The organism is Psychrobacter sp. FME6, from assembly GCF_014861365.1.
In the GTDB taxonomy this organism is placed as follows: Bacteria; Pseudomonadota; Gammaproteobacteria; order Pseudomonadales; family Moraxellaceae; genus Psychrobacter.
This window is the reverse complement of record NZ_RRYW01000009.1, coordinates 17694-40942: the sequence shown is the minus strand read 5'-3', so window position 1 is coordinate 40942 and position 23249 is coordinate 17694. Positions and strand designations below refer to the sequence as shown.

General features: G+C 42.2%; 16 protein-coding genes and 1 tRNA gene. 6 read left to right on the top strand and 11 right to left on the bottom strand.

All coding sequences use genetic code 11. The features are described 5' to 3' along the window. Positions 1 to 86 precede the first annotated feature (86 nt). The gene (locus tag EI162_RS02510) at positions 87 to 1475 is read right to left on the bottom strand and encodes an NAD-dependent succinate-semialdehyde dehydrogenase (protein WP_192522859.1); all 1389 of its coding nucleotides are present in this window, start codon (positions 1473 to 1475) and stop codon (positions 87 to 89) included. Positions 1476 to 2109: 634 nt separating this feature from the next. Then, positions 2110 to 3099 (bottom strand): LysR family transcriptional regulator, encoded by a 990-nt coding sequence (locus EI162_RS02505; protein ID WP_192522858.1) that lies wholly within the window; start codon positions 3097 to 3099, stop codon positions 2110 to 2112. Between the two features lie 796 nt (positions 3100 to 3895). Here EI162_RS02505 and EI162_RS02500 point away from each other — a divergent pair. Then, positions 3896 to 5479 carry an isocitrate lyase gene (locus tag EI162_RS02500; RefSeq protein WP_192522857.1) on the top strand — a complete coding sequence of 528 codons (1584 nt, stop codon included), beginning with the start codon at positions 3896 to 3898 and terminating at the stop codon, positions 5477 to 5479. A gap of 267 nt (positions 5480 to 5746) precedes the next feature. On the opposite strand, the gene EI162_RS02495 is transcribed toward EI162_RS02500, so the two are convergent. Beyond that, positions 5747 to 7033 (bottom strand): DUF4349 domain-containing protein, encoded by a 1287-nt coding sequence (locus tag EI162_RS02495; protein WP_192522856.1) that lies wholly within the window; start codon positions 7031 to 7033, stop codon positions 5747 to 5749. Positions 7034 to 7225: 192 nt separating this feature from the next. On the opposite strand from EI162_RS02495, the gene EI162_RS02490 reads away from it, so the two are divergent. Further along, positions 7226 to 8848: a CYTH and CHAD domain-containing protein gene (locus tag EI162_RS02490; RefSeq protein WP_192522855.1), complete on the top strand. Its 1623-nt coding sequence runs from the start codon at positions 7226 to 7228 to the stop codon at positions 8846 to 8848. 116 nt (positions 8849 to 8964) lie between these two features. Here the strand turns inward: EI162_RS02490 and EI162_RS02485 are convergent, their stop codons facing one another. Continuing rightward, positions 8965 to 9585, bottom strand: coding sequence for a nitroreductase family protein (locus EI162_RS02485; RefSeq protein WP_192522854.1), 621 nt, complete (start codon positions 9583 to 9585; stop codon positions 8965 to 8967). Between the two features lie 276 nt (positions 9586 to 9861). After that, on the bottom strand, positions 9862 to 10404 hold the full coding sequence (locus EI162_RS02480) for a L,D-transpeptidase (protein ID WP_192522853.1): 543 nt from the start codon (positions 10402 to 10404) through the stop codon (positions 9862 to 9864). A gap of 230 nt (positions 10405 to 10634) precedes the next feature. Between EI162_RS02480 and EI162_RS02475 the strand changes: the two genes are divergently transcribed. After that, a complete protein-coding gene (locus tag EI162_RS02475; protein ID WP_192522852.1) occupies positions 10635 to 11930 on the top strand; it encodes a hypothetical protein in 1296 nt (431 codons plus the stop codon). A gap of 192 nt (positions 11931 to 12122) precedes the next feature. Here EI162_RS02475 and EI162_RS02470 read toward each other — a convergent pair whose 3' ends face one another. After that, complete coding sequence (locus EI162_RS02470) at positions 12123 to 13361, bottom strand: argininosuccinate synthase (RefSeq protein WP_192522851.1); 1239 nt, start codon at positions 13359 to 13361, stop codon at positions 12123 to 12125. Between the two features lie 327 nt (positions 13362 to 13688). On the opposite strand from EI162_RS02470, the gene pyrC reads away from it, so the two are divergent. From pyrC to EI162_RS02455, 3 genes are all read left to right on the top strand, one after another. Next, a complete protein-coding gene (gene pyrC, locus EI162_RS02465; RefSeq protein ID WP_192522850.1) occupies positions 13689 to 14759 on the top strand; it encodes a dihydroorotase in 1071 nt (356 codons plus the stop codon). Positions 14760 to 15025: 266 nt separating this feature from the next. Continuing rightward, positions 15026 to 15688: a ribonuclease T gene (gene rnt / locus EI162_RS02460; RefSeq protein WP_413038366.1), complete on the top strand. Its 663-nt coding sequence runs from the start codon at positions 15026 to 15028 to the stop codon at positions 15686 to 15688. 552 nt (positions 15689 to 16240) lie between these two features. Continuing rightward, a tRNA-Glu gene (locus tag EI162_RS02455) sits at positions 16241 to 16316 on the top strand. 192 nt (positions 16317 to 16508) lie between these two features. On the opposite strand, the gene EI162_RS02450 is transcribed toward EI162_RS02455, so the two are convergent. The 5 genes from EI162_RS02450 to EI162_RS02430 form a co-directional block, all read right to left on the bottom strand. Beyond that, entirely contained in the window at positions 16509 to 17132 is a 624-nt protein-coding gene (locus EI162_RS02450) for a BLUF domain-containing protein (protein ID WP_192522848.1), read from the bottom strand. 375 nt (positions 17133 to 17507) lie between these two features. Then, the gene (gene ispD, locus EI162_RS02445; protein WP_192522847.1) at positions 17508 to 18266 is read right to left on the bottom strand and encodes a 2-C-methyl-D-erythritol 4-phosphate cytidylyltransferase; all 759 of its coding nucleotides are present in this window, start codon (positions 18264 to 18266) and stop codon (positions 17508 to 17510) included. Positions 18267 to 18557: 291 nt separating this feature from the next. After that, entirely contained in the window at positions 18558 to 18866 is a 309-nt protein-coding gene (locus tag EI162_RS02440) for an FtsB family cell division protein (protein WP_192522846.1), read from the bottom strand. Between the two features lie 108 nt (positions 18867 to 18974). After that, positions 18975 to 20291 carry a phosphopyruvate hydratase gene (gene eno / locus EI162_RS02435; RefSeq protein WP_192522845.1) on the bottom strand — a complete coding sequence of 439 codons (1317 nt, stop codon included), beginning with the start codon at positions 20289 to 20291 and terminating at the stop codon, positions 18975 to 18977. 496 nt (positions 20292 to 20787) lie between these two features. Then, positions 20788 to 23154 carry a heavy metal translocating P-type ATPase gene (locus tag EI162_RS02430; protein WP_192522844.1) on the bottom strand — a complete coding sequence of 789 codons (2367 nt, stop codon included), beginning with the start codon at positions 23152 to 23154 and terminating at the stop codon, positions 20788 to 20790. Positions 23155 to 23249 lie beyond the last annotated feature (95 nt).

Sequence of the window (23249 nt, the reverse complement as noted above, 5' to 3'; positions counted from 1 at the left end):
TATAGCACTGATGATTCATAGCAAAAAAAATATCCCGCTACTGAGTAACGGGATATTTAAAATTAAGCTGTTAAAATAATTTAAAACTAAGCAGGTTTTTTGCCAACCACATGGACTGCTTTGATATTTACAAACTCTTTTATACCGAAGCCACCATGTTCACGGCCGTAACCTGAGTCTTTAACACCGCCAAACGGTAGACCTGGATTGACCAAATCATAGCCATTGATATAAACCATACCGGTATCGAAGTGCTGCTGAGCCAGTTTAATAGCCTTCTCTTCATTTTTTGAGAAGATAGCACCACCTAGCCCATAACGGCTGTCGTTGGCAATTCTGAACGCATCATCTTGGTCTTTGGCGCGAATAAGCGAGGCAACTGGACCGAATAGCTCGTCTTTATAAGCAGGCTGTTCTGGAGTGATATTCTCCAAAATAGTCGGTGGATAAAAAGCACCAGGCTTATCTGAAACTTTCCCGCCTAAAGTAATCGTTGCGCCTTTATCTACACTTTCTTGAACTTGTTTATTCAAATCATCACGCTGCTTGATACTTGACATGGGGCCGACGTCAGTAGAGTCGTCCATTGGGTCGCCTACTTTGTAGTTATTGAATTTTTCAATAACGAGGTCGCGGAATTTGTCATAAACGCTATCGACGACGACAAACCGTTTGGCGGCGATACAAGTTTCACCATTATTGTATAAGCGTGCATGGGCACAGGTTGCCGCTGCCAAGTCTAAGTCGGCGTCTTCTAATACGATAAACGCATCGTTAGAACCAAGTTCCATGACGGTCTTTTTCAACGCTTTAGCCGCCTGTTGAGCTACAACGCGACCCGCTACATCACTACCGGTTAGTGTGACGCCGCGTACTTTTTCATGTTCAATCACTTTCTCAGATTGGTCATGACTGATGATTAATGCGCGGAACAAATCATTTGGAAGGTCAGACTCATGCATGATTTTTTCAATCAATAAGCCTGAACCTGTCACGTTAGAGGCGTGCTTAAGCAAAATACTGTTACCTGCCATTAGATTGGCAATGGTATAGCGAAATACCTGGTAAGCGGGGAAGTTCCATGGTTGGATACCATAGATAATACCGATAGGATCGTAACTGATAAGACCTTGCTTAATACCCTCGATATCGCGTTCATCACTCGCCAGAGCAGCAACGCCTTCACTGGCAGTGAAATCGCAAATACCTTTACATAAATCAACTTCACCTAAGCTGGCCGCTAACGTTTTACCACGCTCTTCGGTCATCAGTTTTGCCAATTCATCTTTATACTTCATCAGTGTTTCGCCAATAGAAGTAATCACTTTAGCACGCTCTTCAGGGCTTACTAAACGCCATTCTGAAAATGCCTTGTGAGACGCATCAATGATTTTATTGACTTCATCATTGCTCATATAGCGATAGTCTTTAATGTCTTTACCCGTCGCTGGGTTTACAGTGGTAATATCTGCCATGATAATTATCCTTGTTTATTTATTATTGATTTATTGAATGAAAATTGCTGTTAAGGTAATAGCTATCTAGAGAGCCGCTGATTATTAATGGACAGCTAATTATTAATGGACAGCTATATTGAGATTTATACGAATAATTTAAAAGTATTGAAAATAATAATAGTGACGTATAACTTAACAATGCTTATTTCAGTTGTTTTTTTTCTTAACGTTCAATTATCATAACAAAATGCCCAGCCGATAGTTTTTACAAGTTATAAAGAAGTGTGCTTAAGATGTTAAGAATGTGACACCCTTATAAATAAACCATTCACAAAAATTAGAATAGTAGGGAAAACGAGTGTAAGTACTACGCCTTGTAGACTATAGTTAAAATACTTCAAAAACACTACGATACTGCGGGTATGGTTTTTTTGTAGCCTCTGTCTGCGTAGGCACAGCAAGCAAGAAAAAACGGTACCTGCAGTATGTGATGTATCGATTTTACGTTTCACTGACTATAAACGAGTTTGAAGTCGCTAATCGTACTTTCTGGGTTTGGCATAAAGATGAAATTCATTTCAAAATAAAGCAAATAAAAAACCAGCGCAGCGGCTGGTTTAGTGGGTATTAAATAAAAAATACATTAAAACAGTTAAAACAAGTGATTAATAATCGGAATCTCTTGCGGTGGATTCTCTTCTTCATCAACGATTTGACGGGCCACATGCATGATAAGTTGACGCAACCAACGATGGGCTGGATGATGCTGTAATAAAGGCGACCACGCCATCGTCAACTCAAACTCAGGGATAAAGAAAGGTGGCTCTTCCATAATAATGCTGTCGTTATTGGCTTGCATTTTTGCCACACGGGTCGGCAATGTTGCAACCAAATCTTTATTAGCAGCGAGCATCGCAGGCATTTGATAATGACGGGTAAAAACACTAATTTGACGCTTTTGACCTAAGCGCTGCAGGGCTTGATCGATAGAACCTAAGCCGCCAGATTTTTCTGGATTAACGCCGAAACCCACGCCCATACCTGTCTTAGAGACCCAAACGTGCTGCGCTTTTAGATAGTTTTTTAGATTAAAACGATTGGCATAAGGGCTTTCAGAAGACAATAGGCAACTAAACGTATCGCGCCATACCAACACCTGATGGAAGCTTTGCGGGATTTCATTAAAACGGTTAATCGCCAAATCTACTCGCCCCTGTTCCATATCGCGATAGGAAACGTCAGATGGCGTCAAGAAATCTAAAATAACGTTCGGCGCCTCTGATCTTAGCGCTTTTACCAGCTTTGGTACTAAGGTCGCTTCAGCATAATCTGAGGTCATGATACGAAAAACGCGCGAAGTGCTATAAGGACGAAATTCAGTGCGCGGCTCTAATACTTGGGTCAAATCCGCCAATATTTCGCGGATTCGTGGCTGCAACTCTAAAGCACGTTCTGTCGGCGTCATACCCTCAGATGAACGTACCAACAACGGATCATTAAACAACTTACGCAAACGGCGCAAAATATTACTCATAGCAGGCTGAGTGATTCCAAGCTGCTCAGCTGCACGTGTTACGTTTTTCTCTCTTAATAACACATCTAAATGTACTAGTAGGTTTAGATCTACACGTTGCAAATTCATATCAACATCTCTTTAAGCCTCTTTTTAGAATACTCTCTAATTTCAGGCAAATTTATAATTTCAGGCGACTCTTAAGTACGCGACCGAATAAAGCAAAAACACTAGACTGACCAACGGACCTTACTTTACAGTCAGTTTTTAGCTTTTAGAACGTTTCCATACAATAGTTATTGATTAAATCATATAAATGGATTTGTTACATTTAATAAGGATTAAATATTAATTAACCTTTATTTATAACCTCTGCAACCCACCTCAAACCCTTGCTACCACTATACTATAATTAATAGAAATACCAAAGATAACTATCATAAATTAGATAAATTAAGGTAACCTAGCTATAGTGACTGGCAAGCGCTCGTCAGTCGTTGCTTAATATCAGACTATTATCATTAGTTTGATTGGCTTGCCATTGTATCTATTTTATCGCATTTTTATGCTGAAATAGAGATATAAACCCTATTACTGAACTTTGTGTAAATTTAACTTAGGGCTCTTATTTATCTTTGAGCTTGAATTAATCACTAGCATTGTTTAGGGTAATAAGCGCTTTAATAGGCCAACAAATCCTAAAAAAGAACCAATTACCCCCAAAACAACAGATCAAATGATAAAAGCTGACCAAATCGACAGGTTTTTATTGCTTTTATGACGATTTTCTTATAGTTTAGTAAGGATTGCTCACGCAAGAGGCTTTTATCTCAAATTTTCACCTCTGCCAGCATCTTTATATATACGGAAATTATTTAAATTACTTTAATTTACTAATTTATTCATCACCAATGGAGAAGTTTAGATGTCAACTTATAAATCAGCGATCGATTTAGTACGTGAACTAAAGCAAAAACACGGTAACTGGGAAAATATCAGTGAAACCGATGCGGCACGTATGATGTTACAAAACCGTTTTAAAACAGGTTTAGATATCGCTAAGTATACTGCAAAAATCATGCGTCAAGACATGGAAGATTATGATAACGATACCTCTCAGTACACCCAGTCCTTAGGTGCCTGGCACGGTTTTATCGCTCAGCAAACCATGTATGCTAAGAAAAAATACTTTGGCACTACCTCTAAAACTTACATCTACCTATCTGGTTGGATGGTAGCAGCGCTACGTTCTGAGTTTGGTCCTTTACCTGACCAATCTATGCACGAAAAAACCTCAGTTGCTAAGCTAATCGAAGAAATCTACACCTTCTTACGTCAAGCGGATGCCAAAGTATTAAACGACTACTTCCGTGAGCTAAATGCAGCTGAAGAAGCGGGTCAAGATACGAAAGCTATCCTAGAAAAAATCGAAAACTTTGATTCACATGTTGTGCCAATCATTGCTGATATCGATGCTGGTTTTGGTAACGAAGAAGCGACGTATCTATTGGCTAAGCAGCTTATCGAAGCGGGTGCTTGTGCCCTACAAATCGAAAACCAAGTATCTGATGCTAAGCAGTGTGGTCACCAAGCTGGTAAAGTTACCGTACCACATGAAGACTACATCGCAAAAATTAACGCACTGCGTTATGCATTCTTAGAGCTAGGTGTTGAAGACGGCGTTATCGTTGCCCGTACTGACTCTGAAGGCGCATCACTAACGCAAAAAATCCCAGTATCAAATGAGCCAGGTGACTTAGCTTCTAAGTACATCGACTTTATTGAAATGGAAGAAGTCTCTCTAGAAGATGCTAACGAAAACGATAGCCTACTCAAGCATGACGGCAAACTGGTACGTCCAGTTCGTATGCCAAACGGCTTGTACAGCTTCCGTGAAGACACTAACGTCGACCGTGTGGTACTTGACTGTGTAACAGCGCTAGAAAATGGTGCAGATCTACTATGGATCGAAACACCTACGCCAAACGTTGAACACATCAAAATGATGGTTGATCGCATTAAAGAGCAACAGCCAAAAGCCAAGCTTGTTTATAACAACAGCCCATCATTCAACTGGACGCTAAACTTCCGTAAGCAAATTATCGCTGAGTGGGAAGAAGCAGGTAAAGACATCTCTAAATACAATAAAGATGACTTGATGAGTGCTGATTACGACGGTACTGAGCTTGATACAGCAGCTGACGAAGCGGCTAAGAACTTCCAAAAAGACGCATCACGTGAAGCAGGTGTATTCCATCACTTAATCACCCTACCGACTTACCACACTACAGCGCTTAGCGTGCATGAGCTTGCTAAAGGCTACTTCGGTGAAGACGGTATGCTTGCTTATGCTGCTGGTGTCCAACGTAAAGAAATCCGTGAAGGCATCGACTGTGTTAAGCACCAAGCAATGGCTGGTTCTGACCTTGGCGATGATCACAAAGAAATCTTCTCTGGTGACAACGCACTGAAAGCGGGCGGCGGCAAGAACACAATGAACCAGTTCTAATAACCGACCACTTATAAGTACACTTTATAAGAATAAGCTAAAAAAAGCCGCTCTACATCATGTAGGGCGGCTTTTTTATGGGCTTGTATTTTGGCACTAGTAAGACCAGTTTATTAATTCTAATCAGGGCGTTTATTATCAGTGCTGTCAATATTGGCGCTGTCGGTGTTATTAGTAGTCTTATACCATTATCAAAAATTAGAGTGGCAAGGAAAATGAGTGAAAGTACTACGCCTTGTAGACTAAACGAGTTTGACACAGCTAATCTTACTTTTTGGGTTTGGTATTACTAACCTCTGCCCGACTGTCCTCTATATCTGTTGAATATTGATGTGTTTGCTTTTTATCCATCCGCTCACCCTTCATATTTTTTAGACGCGGCTCATTTTTAAGTCGTTTACGATAAAGCATTTTTATCAGCCTATAAATCAGATAAAAAAACCCACCAAGCACCGCTAACCACCACAGTTGTATCAGGCCGAGTGTGAATGATCTCAGTATCCCCCAACCTTCTCGAAATGCATTATTCACTTGAGCGCCAAAACTTGGACGCTCAGCCGCTAGCAGCACGTCTAGATTTTTTGTGATTTCTTTATAGCTAACATCTGGCTGCTTAAAAGTGAGGCTAATACTGCTGTATTTAACTTTATCAGCGATGGCCAGTTGTTCAAGCTTAGCCAGCTCTTGCTGACGACGCGCAGCATACGTGGCACTGATAGCATCGACATTGCTGGTCTGCTCTTTGTCATTCTTACTGTTTAAACGCTCCGCGCTAAGCTCGCTTGCCATATCACTACTCAGCTGACTGGCCAGCTGTTCACGGTAAATATCGAGAGTCACGTCTTGCGCACTAAACTGCTGCTCATTTAAAAATGCCACTTGCTGCTGTACTTGGTCTAAGAACTTATTGACATTGACACGAGGTATGCGAACCGTCATGTCCGCTTGGCGAGTATAAGTGGTGATGGTAATGTTTTTATCACCTTGCACAAAGGTGCGTCTATCATCCGGATAATTATTAATATGGCTGAGCGCGACATAGCCACCTTGTTGCCGCGTCAAGCTCTCAATGGCATTGCTACTCTTGACCACATCTTTGACTTTGAAGTTGGCACTGGCAGTTATCAAGAGCTTTTTACCAGCGATTTGAATATCTGCTGTCTGACTACCTAGCGTTTGCTCACTACCGTTCGATAGGTTTTGCACCTCTAAATCATCAGTTGCCACATCGGACACCATGCCGACCATTTCACCTTCTGTCGCTGCTGCAACTTCTTCAGTGACCACTTCTGTCATATCAGCACGACTCTCTGCATATTCCGGAGCCTTATCACAGCCACTTATCAGTAACACAGATCCTAGCATTACTGGCAAAAAGGCAGCGGGTAGAAACAAGTCTTGTGAAAAAGCTTTTGATAATACACTTTTAGTGGTTAATCTTGAATAAGTCTTAGGAGTGTCAGACTTGTTTTGATTGCCTTGCGCCATTATTTTATAATCCGGAGTTTTATGAGATATGGTAGAGGTATTAGATAAAAATATTTTTGTTTTCATTATAAAACCATTATTCCTTGACCTACTTTTGTTTAATTATTAGCTTTGATTATAATGATTCCTCATTGAAAGTACATCTCTAATATCAGCTCAACTTATTCATAAAAAACTTTCGCTTGTCATTAATGGTTCGCTCTCATACGATGGTAGTTATTTAAGCAGTTACACTTATTAAAATAATAAGGAACCATCATGCAAGAGATAGAGCTGAAGTTTTTGGTGCCAGAATCACGGTTACAAGGTCTCATGCGTCAAGCAAAAGTCAAATCTTCACAAGTAACACAACTGGCAGCCCATTATTACGACACACCGGATCAGCAGCTTGCACAGGCTGGTATTGGCCTGCGTATCCGTAAAGAAGGAGATACTTGGGTACAGACCATCAAAGCGGGTGGCGATGGGATTGCGGCACGTTTAGAGCACAATGCCATATTGGACAGTGAGCTGGTGCAAGCCATGCTCGACCATAACGAGTTGATGCCTGATTTGACGATTTATAAAGACACCTCTGTTGCCCCTGCTCTCGAGGGTTTTAAGCTCAAAAAACTGGCCAAAAAACTCAACCGTCTCTATGTCACTGATGTCGAGCGCACCACGCGAGTACTGGTAGATGAGGATAATGAAAAAACAGATAACCGTATCGAGATGGCATACGATTATGGCGATATCATCCATGGCAACGATGATACCCAGCGAGACACCATTCAAGAGATTGAATTTGAATTACTATCAGGAGATTTAGACTTCTTGTTTGCAACAGCCAAAACTTGGTGTAAGCGCTATAAACTATGCTTATCCACCGTGACCAAAGCCGAACGTGGCGGTTTATTAATCAACGCACAACATTATAGCCCTGCAGTAAGTGCTGACCTTGAGCAGCTAAATATCCATAAAAAATCCAGCATGCCAGCCTTTGCCCGCGCCGCCGTACATAACTGTCTATTACAAATCCTACCGAACAGTAGTGCCATCGTCGCTGGTAGCACAGACAATGAGCACACTTTGCAATTGCGTATCGGTATTAACCGCTTACGCGCTGCAATAAAAGCATTTGCAAGCTTCTCTGATGAGCTCAATCCTGATTGGCAGCCTATACTGAAGCAAACCGCCAACTTACTTGGTGACTACCGTGAGCTCACCTATCTAATCAATCATATTGAGCCGAAATTACGGAAAAATGGCGCGCCAAACGTCGATTGGACAGCAGACATAGAAACTTTAAAAGTTAAGCCTATCGATGCAGTTAGTGCCAATGATTTTCAGCTAACCTTACTAGAGCTGATTGCCTTTACCATGAGCGACCCAAAGCTTGAGCCTCAAGCCGACACACTTGCCAGCGATAAACTCTCAAAAATACTGGCCAAGCAATATAAGAAATTCTTAAAAGCTGATAGAGAATATGATGAGATGACTAGCGCTGAACTCGATAGCACTGATTCAAAAAATATTGACTCAGAAAGCATTGAGGAAAATAATGATGACTTAATCGCTAATGATAAATTTCAAGCACAGCACAAATTGCGTCGTCAACTCAAAGACTTACGCTATATCAGTGAGTTTGTCACACCGTTGTTGAATAAAAAAGAGGCAAAAAAGAAGGGTGAGCGCTGGCTAAAAGATTTGAAAAAAGCAGATAAAACACTGGGACAATATCGTGATCATATGCAGTATCAGCAATGTTATCAGCTGAAATCAGCAGTAGATAGCAATGCGCTATACGGGGCTGGTTGGTTCGCTGCCATGCGAAAAAAAGAGGATAAGCGCACCAAAAAATACTTGGCTAAAGTGCAGGACAGTTCGTTTTTTGATAAATAAATACCTGCCTAAATAGGAGCCGTTAAACAGCCTCTAATAAAAGCTTAAAAAAGACAGCTCACTTTATTAGGGCTGTCTTTATTAGGACTGTCTTTATTAGGACTGTCTTTTTGCTATTAATCCTCTAAACCAAATACTTGCATACGCTCATTAAGTGGCTGATACGTTTTCTCACCAGCAGGTTCAACGATATTACCAAATGGCATCTGAGCGATTAACTCCCAGTTTTCAGGGACCGAAAATGCCGCTGCGGCATCGTCATCAATCAGTGGGTTGTAGTGCTGAAGGCTAGCACCAACGTTTAAAGTACGCAATTCTGTCCACATGGCATACTGGTGCATCGCTGAGGTCTGATGCGCCCACAGAGGGAATTTTTCAGCATATAGCGCAAACTTATCTTGCAACGACTTGGTGACTTCCTTATCTTCATAAAATAGCACCGTGCCTGCCGCCGCGCGAAAGCTGTCCATTTTCTTCTTAGAACCCGAAAAGTCCCCATCGCCAACCTCAATACGTAGTTTATCTTCGGCAATATCCCACACCTGCTTATGCTGCTCACCAAATAACACGATCAACCGCGAAGACTGCGAGTTAAAAGCAGACGGCGTATGTAGCAATACACGCTCAGCAATATTAACAATCGCCCGTGGGTCTACTGGTAAATCATTACCTAAGGCATAGATAGTACGGCGTTCATCAAAAGCTTGTTGTAGGCTTACTAGACTGGCTTCAGTCATTATTATTATCCTCATCATTATTATGAATATATTTAAAAAAAGCGTTATAGATTTTTTATAATCTTGTTTATAACTTTGGTTGATAGCTTTGAGAGTTATAACTGTCTTTTGAGGTCGCTTAATCTCAATGACCATTGTAGCAATGAACTGAATGATCATTGGTTATCGTTAATTTTATTTTATAAATAACCTTGTAAGTATGTCTTGTAAATTTAGTTTTGATAATATCAAAAATAGCAATCAACCTTTAGACACCTCCTTTTTCACAGCTGGCTACTATTCGATAGTATCAGTGATACCATTAACACCACTTATAACAGATACGGGCGTGCCTTCATCAACTTCCTCAAACAAGTCAACGATGTCTTTATTGCGCATACGCACACAGCCGTGCGAAAGAGGCACACCCATCGGTTCGGTGTCTGGCGTCCCATGAATATAGATATAACGCTGATGAGTATCGCAGCCACCTTGGCTATTACGGCCTTTATTCACCCCTGCTTCAAGTCCACTCAACCATAAAATACGGCTCAATATCCAGTCGCGCTCAGGGTGCAATCTACCAAGCTCAGCATCATATAACTCGCCTGTTAGCACTCTTCCTATAAATACCGCATTTATAGCTGCGTTACCGCCTATTTTTTCTGCAATAACATGCTGACCAAGAGGTGTACAGCCACTGTCTTGCTGACTACCAATACCATTTTTAGCGGTCGATACCTTGTATTGAGTAACTTCTTTATTTCGTTGGTATACCGTCAAGGTTTGCTGAGCAATATTGACCACCAATTGCTTAGTACACTGTTTATCATTTGTCATGGACATATTCCTACTATAGTCAGGTCTAAATAAAAAAGAGAAGTTTATAGCTATGTGCTATTGCTATAAGCTTTTCTTAACTGTCTCGTTTTAAACTGAATCGACTCACTCATTTATGCCATTATTGACAGTGTCATGAGTAAAATTAGTGAGATTTTCTATTATTAAAGGATTGTATCAAGACATTAGGCACCGTAATATAGGGGCACACTTTTTGATGCTAGCAGATTATGACGACTATTTCACCGACACGTGTGTCGATGTATGATTTTCTATATCAAGATACCAAACCTATGGTGTCACTATTGGCAGATGCTGCAAAACTTTCAATACCACAAGCGCGTTTGGCCATGGATGCCAGTTTACAGGCCATCGTTAGTGCCCTTCTTAGTTATCAGCAGCGCCATCAAGGACAGGTAGTGAGCAAAAAACTGTTTGGACGTAGTGCAGTTAAGGAGCTACGACAGTATAACTCGATGAATTTTGTGACGCTCAATGCCACATTCTATCATCGTCATGATACTGCGGACGCTATATTCAATGACAATGCGCGGGTGGTTAAAGCGAGCGAGCATATTGCTGCACAAATTGACGCAACGTCGCAACAAGTCCAAATTTTACTCACGTCTTTATGCGTGATTGCTCTACGTGAGCTGGCTATCCTGACAGAATATAGTCAACTGGATAATGATGAGATTAACAAATGGTTTGCCTTACAGCCACAATTTTTATCTCCAGCTCGCTTTGCAGCACATGAGCCAAAAGCAGCCTCTGTCGAACTGGAAAAGACTAACGATGATAAAAATTCTATTGTAGCAATCAATGCATCATCAGAAAATGCGCCAGCAGAGAATCCGTTAGCAGAAAAGTCAGAAGATAGTACGCAAAACCATATATCAAATCCTGAGCCGCTATCAGACAATCCACCGCCTTTCGACCCTTACTGGTACGAGCTGACGACATTCAAACCTGAAAAACATGAGCCCGTACAAGATATGCAACTGGCCACAGGCAATTACTTAAAAGCCATTGGTCGCTCACCAGATAACTTGCAACAGGGCCGCCACAATGACATGTTGGTGTTCACAGACATGCACGCTATCGCCTTACCACATCAACGCTGGTTATTGCAGCTGGCAAAAATATCTGACATCTACCTCAGTCGAAATCGTTTACGCGTCACCTCTGAACCTACCACCCCGCCAAAACCTCCTTTGGTAAGCTTGGGACTGGTCGGTGGTAATAGCGACACTACCCCAACCACAGTCAGCGAAAAGCCGATTGAGTATGAGAAGTCAGCGCCACTGTGGAAAAACCCCGTTATCTTAATTATTATTGTCGTTATCGGTGTGCTTGGGGGCCTAGCGACCCTAAAATATCAGGCGCAAAAATCTGATGGCGTCATCCTTGCCACCGAAGAAGTATTAGAACAAGATCGCCGCAAGGAACGCCAGCAACAAGATGTAGCGATTGTCATGATGGACGAAGATGAACCTGATGATGCGGAGACAGTAACCACCGAGTAGACAAAAGCAGCCATAAAAAAAGAGGCGCTATTATATAGCGCCTCTTTTTATTAATCATTAACGAATCATTTTAAAACCAAACAATTTATACCATTCACAAAAATTAGAGTGCCAAGGAAAATAAGTGAAAGTACTACGCACTTTTACACTAAACGAGTTTGACACAGCTAATCTTACTTTTTGGGTTTGGTATTACTTTGATAAATCGCGACCACGGCTGGCTTCAATCGCCAAACGTAAACCATTTAAACGGATGAAACCTTCTGCATCTTTTTGATCATAAGCACCCGCATCGTCTTCAAAGGTGGCGATTTTTTCATCAAATAATGAGTCATCTGACTTGCGTCCGACCACACTTACGCTACCTTTATACAGCTTCACACGAACCGTACCGTTGACGTATTCTTGTGATTTGTCGATTAACTCCTGTAGCATAAGGCGCTCAGGGCTGAACCAATAGCCGTTATAGATAATCTTAGCGTAGCGCGGCATTAGCTCATCTTTTAGATGTGCCGCTTCACGATCTAGCGTCAATGATTCGATACCACGATGCGCTTTTAGCATAATCGTACCGGCTGGCGTCTCGTAGCAACCGCGTGACTTCATACCGACGTAACGGTTTTCGACGATATCCAAACGACCGATACCATGATCGCCACCGATTTTATTAAGCTTAATCATAATTTCATAAGGCTTGAGCTTCTCGCCATCGATAGCAACGATATCCCCTTTTTCATACTCTAATTCTAAGTATTGGGCTTTATCTGGTGCTTCTTCTGGGCTAACTGACCAGCGCCACATATCTTCTTCTGCTTCAGCATACGGATCTTCTAGGATGCCGCCTTCATAAGAGATATGCAGTAAGTTGGCATCCATAGAATAAGGAGACTTTTTCTTATTACCCGCATAATCAATGGCAATGTCGTGCTCTTCAGCATATTGCATCAAGCTCTCGCGGCTAGATAAGTCCCACTCACGCCAAGGCGCAATCGTAACCACATCAGGAGATAACGCAACCGCACCAAGCTCAAAGCGTACTTGGTCATTACCTTTACCCGTTGCACCATGGCTAATCGCATCAGCGTTGTGTTCTTTGGCAATCTCAACCAAACGCTTGGCAATTAGAGGACGGGCGATAGACGTACCGAGCAAATACTCACCTTCATAGATGGCATTGGCACGGAACATTGGGAATACATAGTCTCGGGCAAACTCTTCGCGTAAGTCTTCGATATAGATATTTTTGATACCCATCGCTTCTGCTTTAGCACGTGCTGGCTCAACTTCCTCGCCCTGACCGATATCAGCAGTAAAGGTAATCACTTCTGCATCATAAGTCTCTTTAAGCCATCTAGCGATAATTGAGGTATCAAGGCCACCTGAATATGCCAGTACGATTTTATTAATATTTTTTGGATCAAGTTGAGCCATGAATAACTCCTATTATGAGAATTTGATGTTGGTAAAAGCGCTAAGATTAAATCAAAAGATAAATTACCTACTCAGTGTACATCATATTTATCATAGGCAAAAGTGCAACTGCCCTCAGGCATGAGCTTTTGCTTTACATTGGTAGCTGCTAGTTTTGAATTATCCACGTTCAGATACTTCTTATTTACCTTTTATTCAAAAACAATCAATGAATTATGTATAGATAGTTAGCCGCATATTTAGTCAAGTAGGCAAATCTGTTATGATAACGACACAACACCCTTTCCCCTTATCCCCATATATGACCATATAGAGCGCGACGATATTATGACTGTTTCGATTAGAGAGTTGACCATCCTTCAGCCAGATGATTGGCATATTCATTTGCGTGACGATAAAGCGTTAGCAACCACTGTGCCCCATGCCGCTCACAGCTTTAACCGTGTCATCTGTATGCCAAACTTGGTGCCACCTGTCAAAAATGTCGATGATGCCCACGCCTACCGTGCCCGTATCATGGAACATCTACAGTCCAGTGATTTGACTGCTGAGCGCAAATCAGCATTTGATCCGCGTATGACCTTATACCTCACGGATAACACCACTGCGCAAGATATCGAAATGGCGGCAAAGTCAGGTATTGTACAAGCGGTTAAGCTGTACCCTGCGGGAGCTACCACTAACTCTGCTGATGGTGTCACCGATATCAATGCTTGCGTCGATGTCTTTGAAGCATTAGAAAAGTACAGCTTGCCACTACTGATACATGGCGAAGTTACTCAAGATCATGTAGATATTTTTGACCGTGAAAAGCGTTTTTTGGATGAAGTGTTGGCACAGATTATCATCAAATTCCCGACGCTAAAGATTGTCGTAGAGCATATCACCACCAGTGATGCCGCAGACTTTGTATTGTCGCAAGGCAATCACGTTGCCGCCACTATTACCCCGCAGCATTTGATGTTTAACCGCAATCACCTGCTACTCGGTGGTATAAAGCCGCATTTTTATTGCTTACCTATTTTAAAGCGTGAAAGCCATCAAAAAGTATTACTGGATGTCGCCACCAGCGGCAATCCAAAATTCTTTTTAGGGACAGACTCTGCGCCTCATGCAACCGATAAAAAAGAAGCCGCTTGTGGCTGTGCAGGCTGTTATAGTTCCGCCACTGCCCTGCCGCTATATGCCACTGCTTTTGATAGTGTGGGTAAAATCGACAAATTAGAAGGCTTCACCAGCCGATTTGGTGCCCAATTCTATGGCCTACCTGTGAATGACAACACAGTGACTCTCATCAACAACCCGATGCAAGTGCCAGCATCTTACCCTTACTTTGATGGTAGCACCCTGACCCCATTGATGGCTGGTGAGACATTACCTTGGTCAATTAAAGCGTAACCCTGACTGCCAGAATAAAGCTCTCTATATTTACCCTATGATAATTTTACATCTTTATGCCAAGCGGTATTAGGTATGACGGTTATCATAGGCTGCTTCTTTTCAAATTTAATATCCTAGCACGACTGATAAAAGCGATTTAACCTGATATGACCACTCAAAACGATGCCGCCTTGCCTAAAGATACTCTAGCTAATAATGTAGATAACACCCTCGATAGTGCTCCAAACAATATTACAGACGCTGGAACAGACGAACAAACCCCGATGAAGTTAAAGGACCGTTTCCGTAAGTTTTTGCCTGTCGTCGTTGATGTCGAAACCGCAGGCTTTAACGCCCAAACCGATGCGTTATTAGAAATCGCTTGTATTCCTGTGTTACTTGATGAGCATGGCGTGTTTTATCCAGGTGAAGCATTAAATGCTCATATCGAGCCTTTTGAAGGCGCCAACCTTGAACCAAGCGCCCTCGCCTTTACTGGTATTGATCCTAACAACCCAATGCGTAAAGCCATTGCCGAAGATGAAAAAACCGCGCTACGCCGTATCTTTAAAGGTTTAAAAGAAGTACGCCGCGCTGAAGACTGCCGTCAATGCGTCTTAATCGGACACAACGCCCACTTTGATCTAGCATTTTTAAATGCCGCAGTGCTACGTAGCAACAGCAAAAACCACAACCCTTTTCATAATTTTTCAGTTTTTGATACCGTGACTTTATCGGCACTTGCTTTTGGTCAAACGGTGCTTGCACGTGCTTGTAAGGCTGCAGGGCTGGATTTCGATGGCAATAATGCTCACTCAGCGCTATATGACACCCAAAAGACCGCTGAGCTATTTTGTCATATCTTAAATAATTACCCTATGTTGGCTAATGCGATGCATAGCGAGCCGGAAACTGCAGAGCCTGAGTCTGCTACCAACGATAAGTAATAATCTCTTTATCACATATCCTATATTGATAAGCGTGAACAATAGTGCTATTTGTAATACTTGATGACTTTAACATCTTGATTTACAGTCAATAGGGATATGATTGATATCATGATAAAAAAATAGACCTTAGCTTCACTATTTCACATAGTTTTCTATGTCATATTTTTGTATAAAATAAGCCAATAAAGTGCTTATAACATTCGACGCTCAAACGATACGGTTATATCCCATAGATGGTCTAAGTTGCTCACACTGACTTGATAGCAATCATTATCAAGCTTAATAGGAGGGACTTTATTATGGATCCACAGCTTAAGTTATGGGGAGCCATCATCGGTTATATGTTGTTAGCGTTAACTATTAGCGGCTGTACCACCTTATGGATTCGACATCATCTAAAGCGTAAAGACCTGCATCCGCGACGCGCACTCAAAAAAAGATACTTAATTGTAAAAAGACGAAGAAAAAGGCTTGACAGAAAACGCAGACGCTATTAGAATACGCACCACTTCGACATAAATGGTGAAAGCAGTTGAAGTGTTGTTACTAGTCCCCATCGTCTAGAGGCCTAGGACACCGCCCTTTCACGGCGGTAACGGGGGTTCGAACCCCCCTGGGGACGCCACTACTTGGCGTCTCTTATTAGCAAGATTGCTGCAAAGCACTCGATAAGACTAATAAGCGCACCACCAAAAGCCCCATCACAATATATTGTGATGGGGCTTTTTTATGTCTATAACTATCCCTTTAACAGCTAACAAAAAAGCCAGCAATAAATGCTGGCCTTTTTCGTTTGGTCTTTACTTCAATAGAGCTTCTACCAAATTTTATCTGCAAGCATCAGCCAAATTAAGGCTAGGACAATTAACCCACCTAGTACAGTCTGAATTAAGAAAAAAGCTTGGTGCTGCCCCACTACTTTTCCTAACGTCAAACCCAAGGTATTATATTTGATAGGTGGCGTGTCAATACTGCCTGTTCTTGCTTGTTCTTCATAATACTCTTGGATAATATCCAAAAATTGTCGCCAGTCATTAGAAGCCCAGTTGTAAGGTTTAAATGGCATGAGTTTTTTCAGACCAGGCTCTTTAATCATCCAACGCTCAAGCGCAATAGAACGCAGTGACCAACTTGTAAAACGACGTGCAGTAATTTCCGAAAAATCTAGAATGTCTAACTCTTTATGTCGATCATCTAATAATAAGCGATTTTTTAGATTGGTTAGAGCCTGCTCTGAGCCCTCTACACATTGTAAAAAATAACCATTGCCATAGCACAGAATACCAGTAATGTTATCCGCTTGGTTATGCTCGATAGCAACCTCTGAGATATCATTGAGCGTACTAGGGCTTGCAAGGCCCGCCGAAGTAATCCGACTTATGTATACAAGCTGGCAAAGACCCGTCGTTACTGGACTCGTCGAATCATTAATTATGGACAATCAGCTTCTCCCTATTATTAGGTAAATATTGCTAAGACAACCATACTCATTTTAGAAAAACATAGAAACAAGACGTTTAAAAACAACATAGCGGCTTGTTATATTATTGATTTTGTAAATTTTTATATTAATTGTATTAAGTTGGTTACATCATAGGCTAGTTTGGTCATCAAAGCAATATATGTTTATATTAAATAATGACTTACGAATGCTGAACGATAATATTAGAAACATTGAACTCTAAAATTCAAAATATGTTCAGATGCGAATTACACAATAAATCGCTGACCGGAGATCGCAATGAAAGAATACAAACTTATGAGAATTTGGATAAGCATCAATCTGGTGGGAGGTTATTCGCTATAGTCAGTAAGATTACGATTGTGCAGCAAGAATGGCGGTGAGCAGTATGGCATCATCAGGATAGGTGAGCTTAATGTTTTGGCGACTGCCAGTCACTAGACGAACGGGCAACTCTAAGTGTTCAAAAGCACTGGCTTCATCAGTAATAGCAAGATTATGCGCAGCGACATACTCTAACACTTGCCTCAATTGACCAAGTCGAAATACTTGCGGCGTTTGAGCTTGCCATATATTATTGCGCTCAATCGTTTGTTCGATATAAGCGTTGGAAATGTCCTCATCGACGCTTAAAGAGTCATTCAGACGCTCGTATGGCGCTTTAGAGTGTTTATAAGACTGCTTTAGAGTATCAGCAACTGGGGTCGCTAATATAGCGCCGTAAGGCTCTAACATGGCGGCTTGAATGACTGCATCAATATCATGGCTAGGCACAGCAGGACGGGCGGCGTCATGTATCAAGACTAAATCTGCATCATCAGCATCTACATTGCTAATCGCCTCTACCCCTGCCTGTACAGACTGCCAGCGTTCAGCACCGCCCATAGCATAATAGATAGGCAGCGCAAAATTCAATGTCTGTGCAGTACTGTCATCTGCTGCTACCACCAATAGACATTTATCAATATAAGCACTAGCAGCGAGCCGCGCCACGCTGTGCTGTAGCAATGTCTGCTCTCCAATCTTGGTGTATTGCTTGGCAATAGACGCGCCAAAGCGACTACCGCGGCCAGCAGCGACAATCATGCCATATATATTAGGGGTGCTGTGCATAGAATAATGCTCTTAAGGCAGTGTTCGTAGGATAGTATAGTCAGTTTGAAATAAAAGCGATACGATGGTAATGACGTGCTACGGCTATAAATTTTTCGCAGAATCTGTCACGCCTGCGAACAGCAAGCAAGAAAAATTATAGCTGTAGCACGGTATCGTTTTTAAAGCGACTCCACTATATTATGGATCCACTGTATGCTGATAAGATAAGAAGGAAGTAAATTTTGATAGAAATATGACATTCAAAAGACAGACAAAACGATTAATCATAAACGCTGATGCTAATAAAAATTAATAGCGACTATGTGTCGTCGGTGCCGTTGATACTTGTACAAAAGTCTCATTTGGCTTAATTAGACCTAAATCTAAACGCGCATGTTCTTCTACGGCCTCAAGACCCGTTTTTAAATCATTTACGTCCGTACGTAATAATTTATTTGCCGAGACTTGATTGTCATTTAAGCGCTGTTGCTCTTCGACCTCAGTCATCAGTTTACTATGTTCAAACCGACCATTTTCACCCAGCCAATACTGGTATTGCAGTCCTAAAAGTACCGCAACGGCTAAAGCAAGAAGTATAAATTGGCTAAAGTATTTCATAAAAGGATAGCGCCAAACGATATAGAAAGAATGGAATAAAACCAATAAATATTGCTAGACGATACTTAAAACCACCTATCGCCTAGCATTGGTTATCAGCCCAGATTATTAACCACGTAGACCGATAAACTCTTCACGGCCACGATAGCTGGCACGTACTTGCTGCTCGATACGTAGTAGCTGATTGTATTTTGCGACACGGTCTGAACGGCATAGCGAGCCAGTTTTGATTTGACCAGCCGCTGTACCCACGGCTAAATCAGCAATGGTGCTGTCTTCGGTTTCGCCTGAGCGATGCGAGATAATGGTTGCATAGCCATTTTTCTTCGCCAGATAAATCGCATCTAGCGTTTCAGACAATGTGCCGATTTGATTAAACTTAATCAAAATAGCATTGGCAATATGCTTATCAATACCTTCTTGCAAGATAGCAGGATTGGTTACAAACAAATCATCACCAACCAATTGGACTTTATCACCGATTTGCTCAGTTAAATATTTCCAGCCATCCCAATCTGATTCATCAAGACCGTCTTCGATAGAGATAATAGGATATTGGCGTGCCAATCCGACTAGATAGTCTGAGAATCCTTGGCTATCAAAGGCTTTATTACCTTCACCTGCCAAGATATATTTACCATCTTTGTAAAACTCGGTAGCAGCGCAATCTAAGGCGAGATGAATGTCTTCGCCTGCTTTATAACCGACTTGCTCAATCGCTTGCATGATAACGGTGATAGCTTCTTCGTTGCTACGCAAGTTTGGTGCAAAACCACCTTCGTCACCGACTGAGGTGCTTAAACCTTGAGATTTTAATACTGACTTTAAGCTATGAAAAATCTCAGTACCAGCACGCAACGCTTCTGAGAAGCTGGTAAAACCAACCGGCTCAATCATAAACTCTTGGATATCAACGGTGTTATCTGCATGCTCGCCACCGTTTAAGATGTTCATCATCGGTACAGGCATGGTCAATGATGTCTGGTTACGCAGATTAGCAATATATTGATGCAGTGGTAAGCTTTGTGATTGTGCAGCAGCTTTTGCGGCAGCAAGTGAGACCGCAAGTATGGCATTAGCACCAAGGTTATCTTTGTTGTCCGTACCATCGAGCGCAATCATAGTGTCATCGATGTTCTGCTGCTCACTAACATCTTTATCCATTAAAGCGCTACGGATTTGGCTATTGACATTGGCAACTGCTTTTCTGACGCCTTTGCCCATATAGCGATCTTGGTCACCATCACGTATCTCAACGGCTTCGCGTGAACCGGTTGATGCGCCACTGGGTACTGCAGCGCGTCCGATAGTGCCATCAGCTAAGATAACATCGGCTTCAATCGTTGGGTTACCGCGCGAGTCTAAAATCTCACGAGCGCGAATGTCTTTAATTGCGGTGACGTTGTTGGTTTCTTCAGCGTACATAATGTCTGTTAATTCCTTTGGTCATGCCAAGTTTATGGGATAAATAACGGCAACTAGAATATAAAAAGATAAAACAAAATATCGTATAGCAATGCGCCAAAAACAGCCTTATTTATTTATATAATCGGCTATTTTTAAGCATTATTAAAGGTTTTTTTAGTACCTTAACTGTTGGCTACAGTGCTTGGCATCATAGCATAAATTTTGCCAAACTGCCCTTACCTTACAGCAACTTACCGCCATAAAACCATGCACTGTTAGCAATATTGATAATTATTTATCTGTCTCATTGCCTATGATATCAAAAGTGATAGTAATCCTATGATTTTGTGAGTGGTTGCCTTTTATTACTAGGGCGTGTCCTCATTTTAAAAATGGTGATAAAAATGAGTTAAATTGCCGTTAAACAAGGAAAATAGTGCAGATAATATCGGGATATTAGCCAACTATTTGACGATGTTTGGCAAAATTTAGCCATTTTTAGCCCATTTAGGTATTATTGTTTAGTTTGAGGACACGCCCTAGAGTTCGATACTGTATTATCAAGCTCTACCTTTGTTTTAAATCGGGTTAAGCGTAACGCATTCATTAATACCGAAATAGAACTAAGCGCCATAGCAGCGGCAGCAATCATAGGATTCAAGAAACCAAAAGCTGCCAGCGGAATACCTAAACAATTATAGATAAAGGCAAAAAATAAGTTTTGCTTAATATTACGCACCGTCGCATTAGCGATTTTCTGCGCCGCATCAATATGCATCAATGACTCACCCATCAAGCGTGCAGACGCACTGTGCTGGGCGACATCGGTACCTTCAAACATCGCAAAGCTAGCATCTGCAGTTGCCATCGCTGGCGCATCATTGACACCATCGCCTGCCATCGCCACTTTATGACCAGCCGTTTGCAATAAAGCCACTTGGCTGGCTTTATTACGCGGGCTCATTTTACCGTACGCTTGCGCGATACCCAGCTGCCCTGCTACATGGTCAACGACTGATTGTTTGTCACCACTCATCAAAATGACATTAATACCAGCATCTTGTAGCGCAGTAATCGCTTGCGGGGTATCTGCCTTTAAGTCGTCTGCTAAAGCGAAAGCACCCAAAGCTTCGTCATTAATGCTAATAGCAACGGTACTGGCAATTTGCCATACTTTGGGCATTAGCTTAGGCAGCGTCAAATTAGCAAACTCTGCGGTGCCGACTTTTACCAGTCCAAGCCCTTCGATGTTTGCTTGAATACCTGCGCCTTTGATAACGCTGATATCAGTCACATTCATTAATGGCAAATGACGCTCGGTGGCAGCATTAATAAGCGCAGTGGCGAGCGGATGGCTGGCATGCGCTTCGACACTGGCGGCAATTTGTAATACATCGTCAACAGCAAGTGATTTATCGACCATCACCTGATCGACGATGGTCGGCTTACCAATGGTCAATGTGCCAGTTTTATCGAGTACGACCGTATCAATACTACCAGCAGCTTCAAGGCTTTGCGCGTCTTTAAACCAGACACCATGACGCGCAGCAACCCCCATACCTGCCATGATAGCGGCTGGTGTGGCCAAGCCAAGCGCACACGGACAGGCAATCACCAGTACCGATACTGCGTGCATTAATGCTGTATCAACCATACCGGTCAACCACCACGTCAGCCCAAAAGTGACCAAGGCAATCGTCACCACTACTGGCACAAAAATAGCGGTGACCCTATCTGCCAGACGCGCCAGATTGGCTTTTGAGCCTTGGGCATCGCTAAGTGCTTGTACCATATCACCCAGCTTGGTATCACTGCCTTTGGCGCGTACGCGGTAGAGCAAGCTACCGTTTTCTACCAACGCCCCTGCCAATATCCCATCACCCTGCTCTTTTTTAAGCGGTACCGACTCGCCGGTTAAATGGCTTTCTACACACCAGCCGCTGCCATCGATAACTATCCCATCGGTTGCCACGCGGCTGCCTTGCTTAGCACGCAAGATATCGCCGACTTGTACCTCTTGTAAAGCGACATTATGGAAGTCACCATTTGGCTGCTGTTGTTCGACTTCATCAGGCGTCAGTGACAATAATAAATCGATACTGTTGAGACTGTGTTTTTTGGTGCGCTCTTCAAGATACTTACCCGTTCGCACAAAAGCGATGACCATCACCCCTGCTTCAAAATATACCGCAGGACTGCCATCTATACCGTGACCACCAGCATGACCACTTTGCAATAGACTATTCAAAGTGCCGTCGCCATGTGTCAGCCATAGATATGTTGAATACGCCCAAATGGTCACCGTACCAATGACCACCAATACATCCATATTGGCAAGACCGCCTTTGATAGACGCCCAAGCGCTTTTATAAAACGGCAATGCCAGCCCAAACTGTACAATCGTCGCTAGGACAAACTGTATCCAAACCGGTGGCATCCACGCCATACCCTGACCAACCAGCATGCCTGCCATACCAACCAAGAACGGCACTAAACAGACCCACAAACCAATCAAGCGCCATGGGTACTGAGTGGCCGTATCTTCATCCGTCTGTGCAAACAAACTATCAGCCGCTTGCAAATTGGCAATAAAGCCTGTTTTATTTACCCACTCTGTCACTTGTTCAGGCGTGGTCTGCGTCGGATCATAATCCACGTTGGCAGTCTCACCAGCGAAGTTCACACTGACTTCATAGATCGCAGGCTTTTTATTCAATACCTTTTCGATTCGTGATGCACAGGCCTGACATGTCATCCCCTCAATCGCCAGTTGCAAATGCGCACGCTTGGGTGCAAGCGACGTATTGGACTGGATATCAGTCTCAACATCGTAGGCGTTTTGCTGCTGATTATGAGCATCGGTACGGAGAGAATCATTCATAGATAGAACTCGATATGGCGTTTGTAAAATAGGATAAAATATAAAAAGCACGCATAAAAATAACAGAGGGTTTAATTATTATACTAAAAAACATA

Excerpts from the sequence above, each read along its gene's own strand:
- EI162_RS02470 (WP_192522851.1), bottom strand. The coding sequence starts at position 13,361 with ATGGCTCAACTTGATCCAAAAAATATTAATAAAATCGTACTGGCATAT.
- rnt (WP_413038366.1), top strand. The coding sequence starts at position 15,026 with ATGAAGTTAAAGGACCGTTTCCGTAAGTTTTTGCCTGTCGTCGTTGAT.
- EI162_RS02440 (WP_192522846.1), bottom strand. The coding sequence starts at position 18,866 with ATGAAATACTTTAGCCAATTTATACTTCTTGCTTTAGCCGTTGCGGTA.
- EI162_RS02490 (WP_192522855.1), top strand. The coding sequence starts at position 7,226 with ATGCAAGAGATAGAGCTGAAGTTTTTGGTGCCAGAATCACGGTTACAA.
- EI162_RS02510 (WP_192522859.1), bottom strand. The coding sequence starts at position 1,475 with ATGGCAGATATTACCACTGTAAACCCAGCGACGGGTAAAGACATTAAA.
- eno (WP_192522845.1), bottom strand. The coding sequence starts at position 20,291 with ATGTACGCTGAAGAAACCAACAACGTCACCGCAATTAAAGACATTCGC.
- ispD (WP_192522847.1), bottom strand. The coding sequence starts at position 18,266 with ATGCACAGCACCCCTAATATATATGGCATGATTGTCGCTGCTGGCCGC.
- EI162_RS02500 (WP_192522857.1), top strand. The coding sequence starts at position 3,896 with ATGTCAACTTATAAATCAGCGATCGATTTAGTACGTGAACTAAAGCAA.
- EI162_RS02430 (WP_192522844.1), bottom strand. The coding sequence starts at position 23,154 with ATGAATGATTCTCTCCGTACCGATGCTCATAATCAGCAGCAAAACGCC.
- pyrC (WP_192522850.1), top strand. The coding sequence starts at position 13,689 with ATGACTGTTTCGATTAGAGAGTTGACCATCCTTCAGCCAGATGATTGG.
- EI162_RS02495 (WP_192522856.1), bottom strand. The coding sequence starts at position 7,033 with ATGAAAACAAAAATATTTTTATCTAATACCTCTACCATATCTCATAAA.
- EI162_RS02475 (WP_192522852.1), top strand. The coding sequence starts at position 10,635 with ATGACGACTATTTCACCGACACGTGTGTCGATGTATGATTTTCTATAT.
- EI162_RS02480 (WP_192522853.1), bottom strand. The coding sequence starts at position 10,404 with ATGACAAATGATAAACAGTGTACTAAGCAATTGGTGGTCAATATTGCT.
- EI162_RS02485 (WP_192522854.1), bottom strand. The coding sequence starts at position 9,585 with ATGACTGAAGCCAGTCTAGTAAGCCTACAACAAGCTTTTGATGAACGC.
- EI162_RS02505 (WP_192522858.1), bottom strand. The coding sequence starts at position 3,099 with ATGAATTTGCAACGTGTAGATCTAAACCTACTAGTACATTTAGATGTG.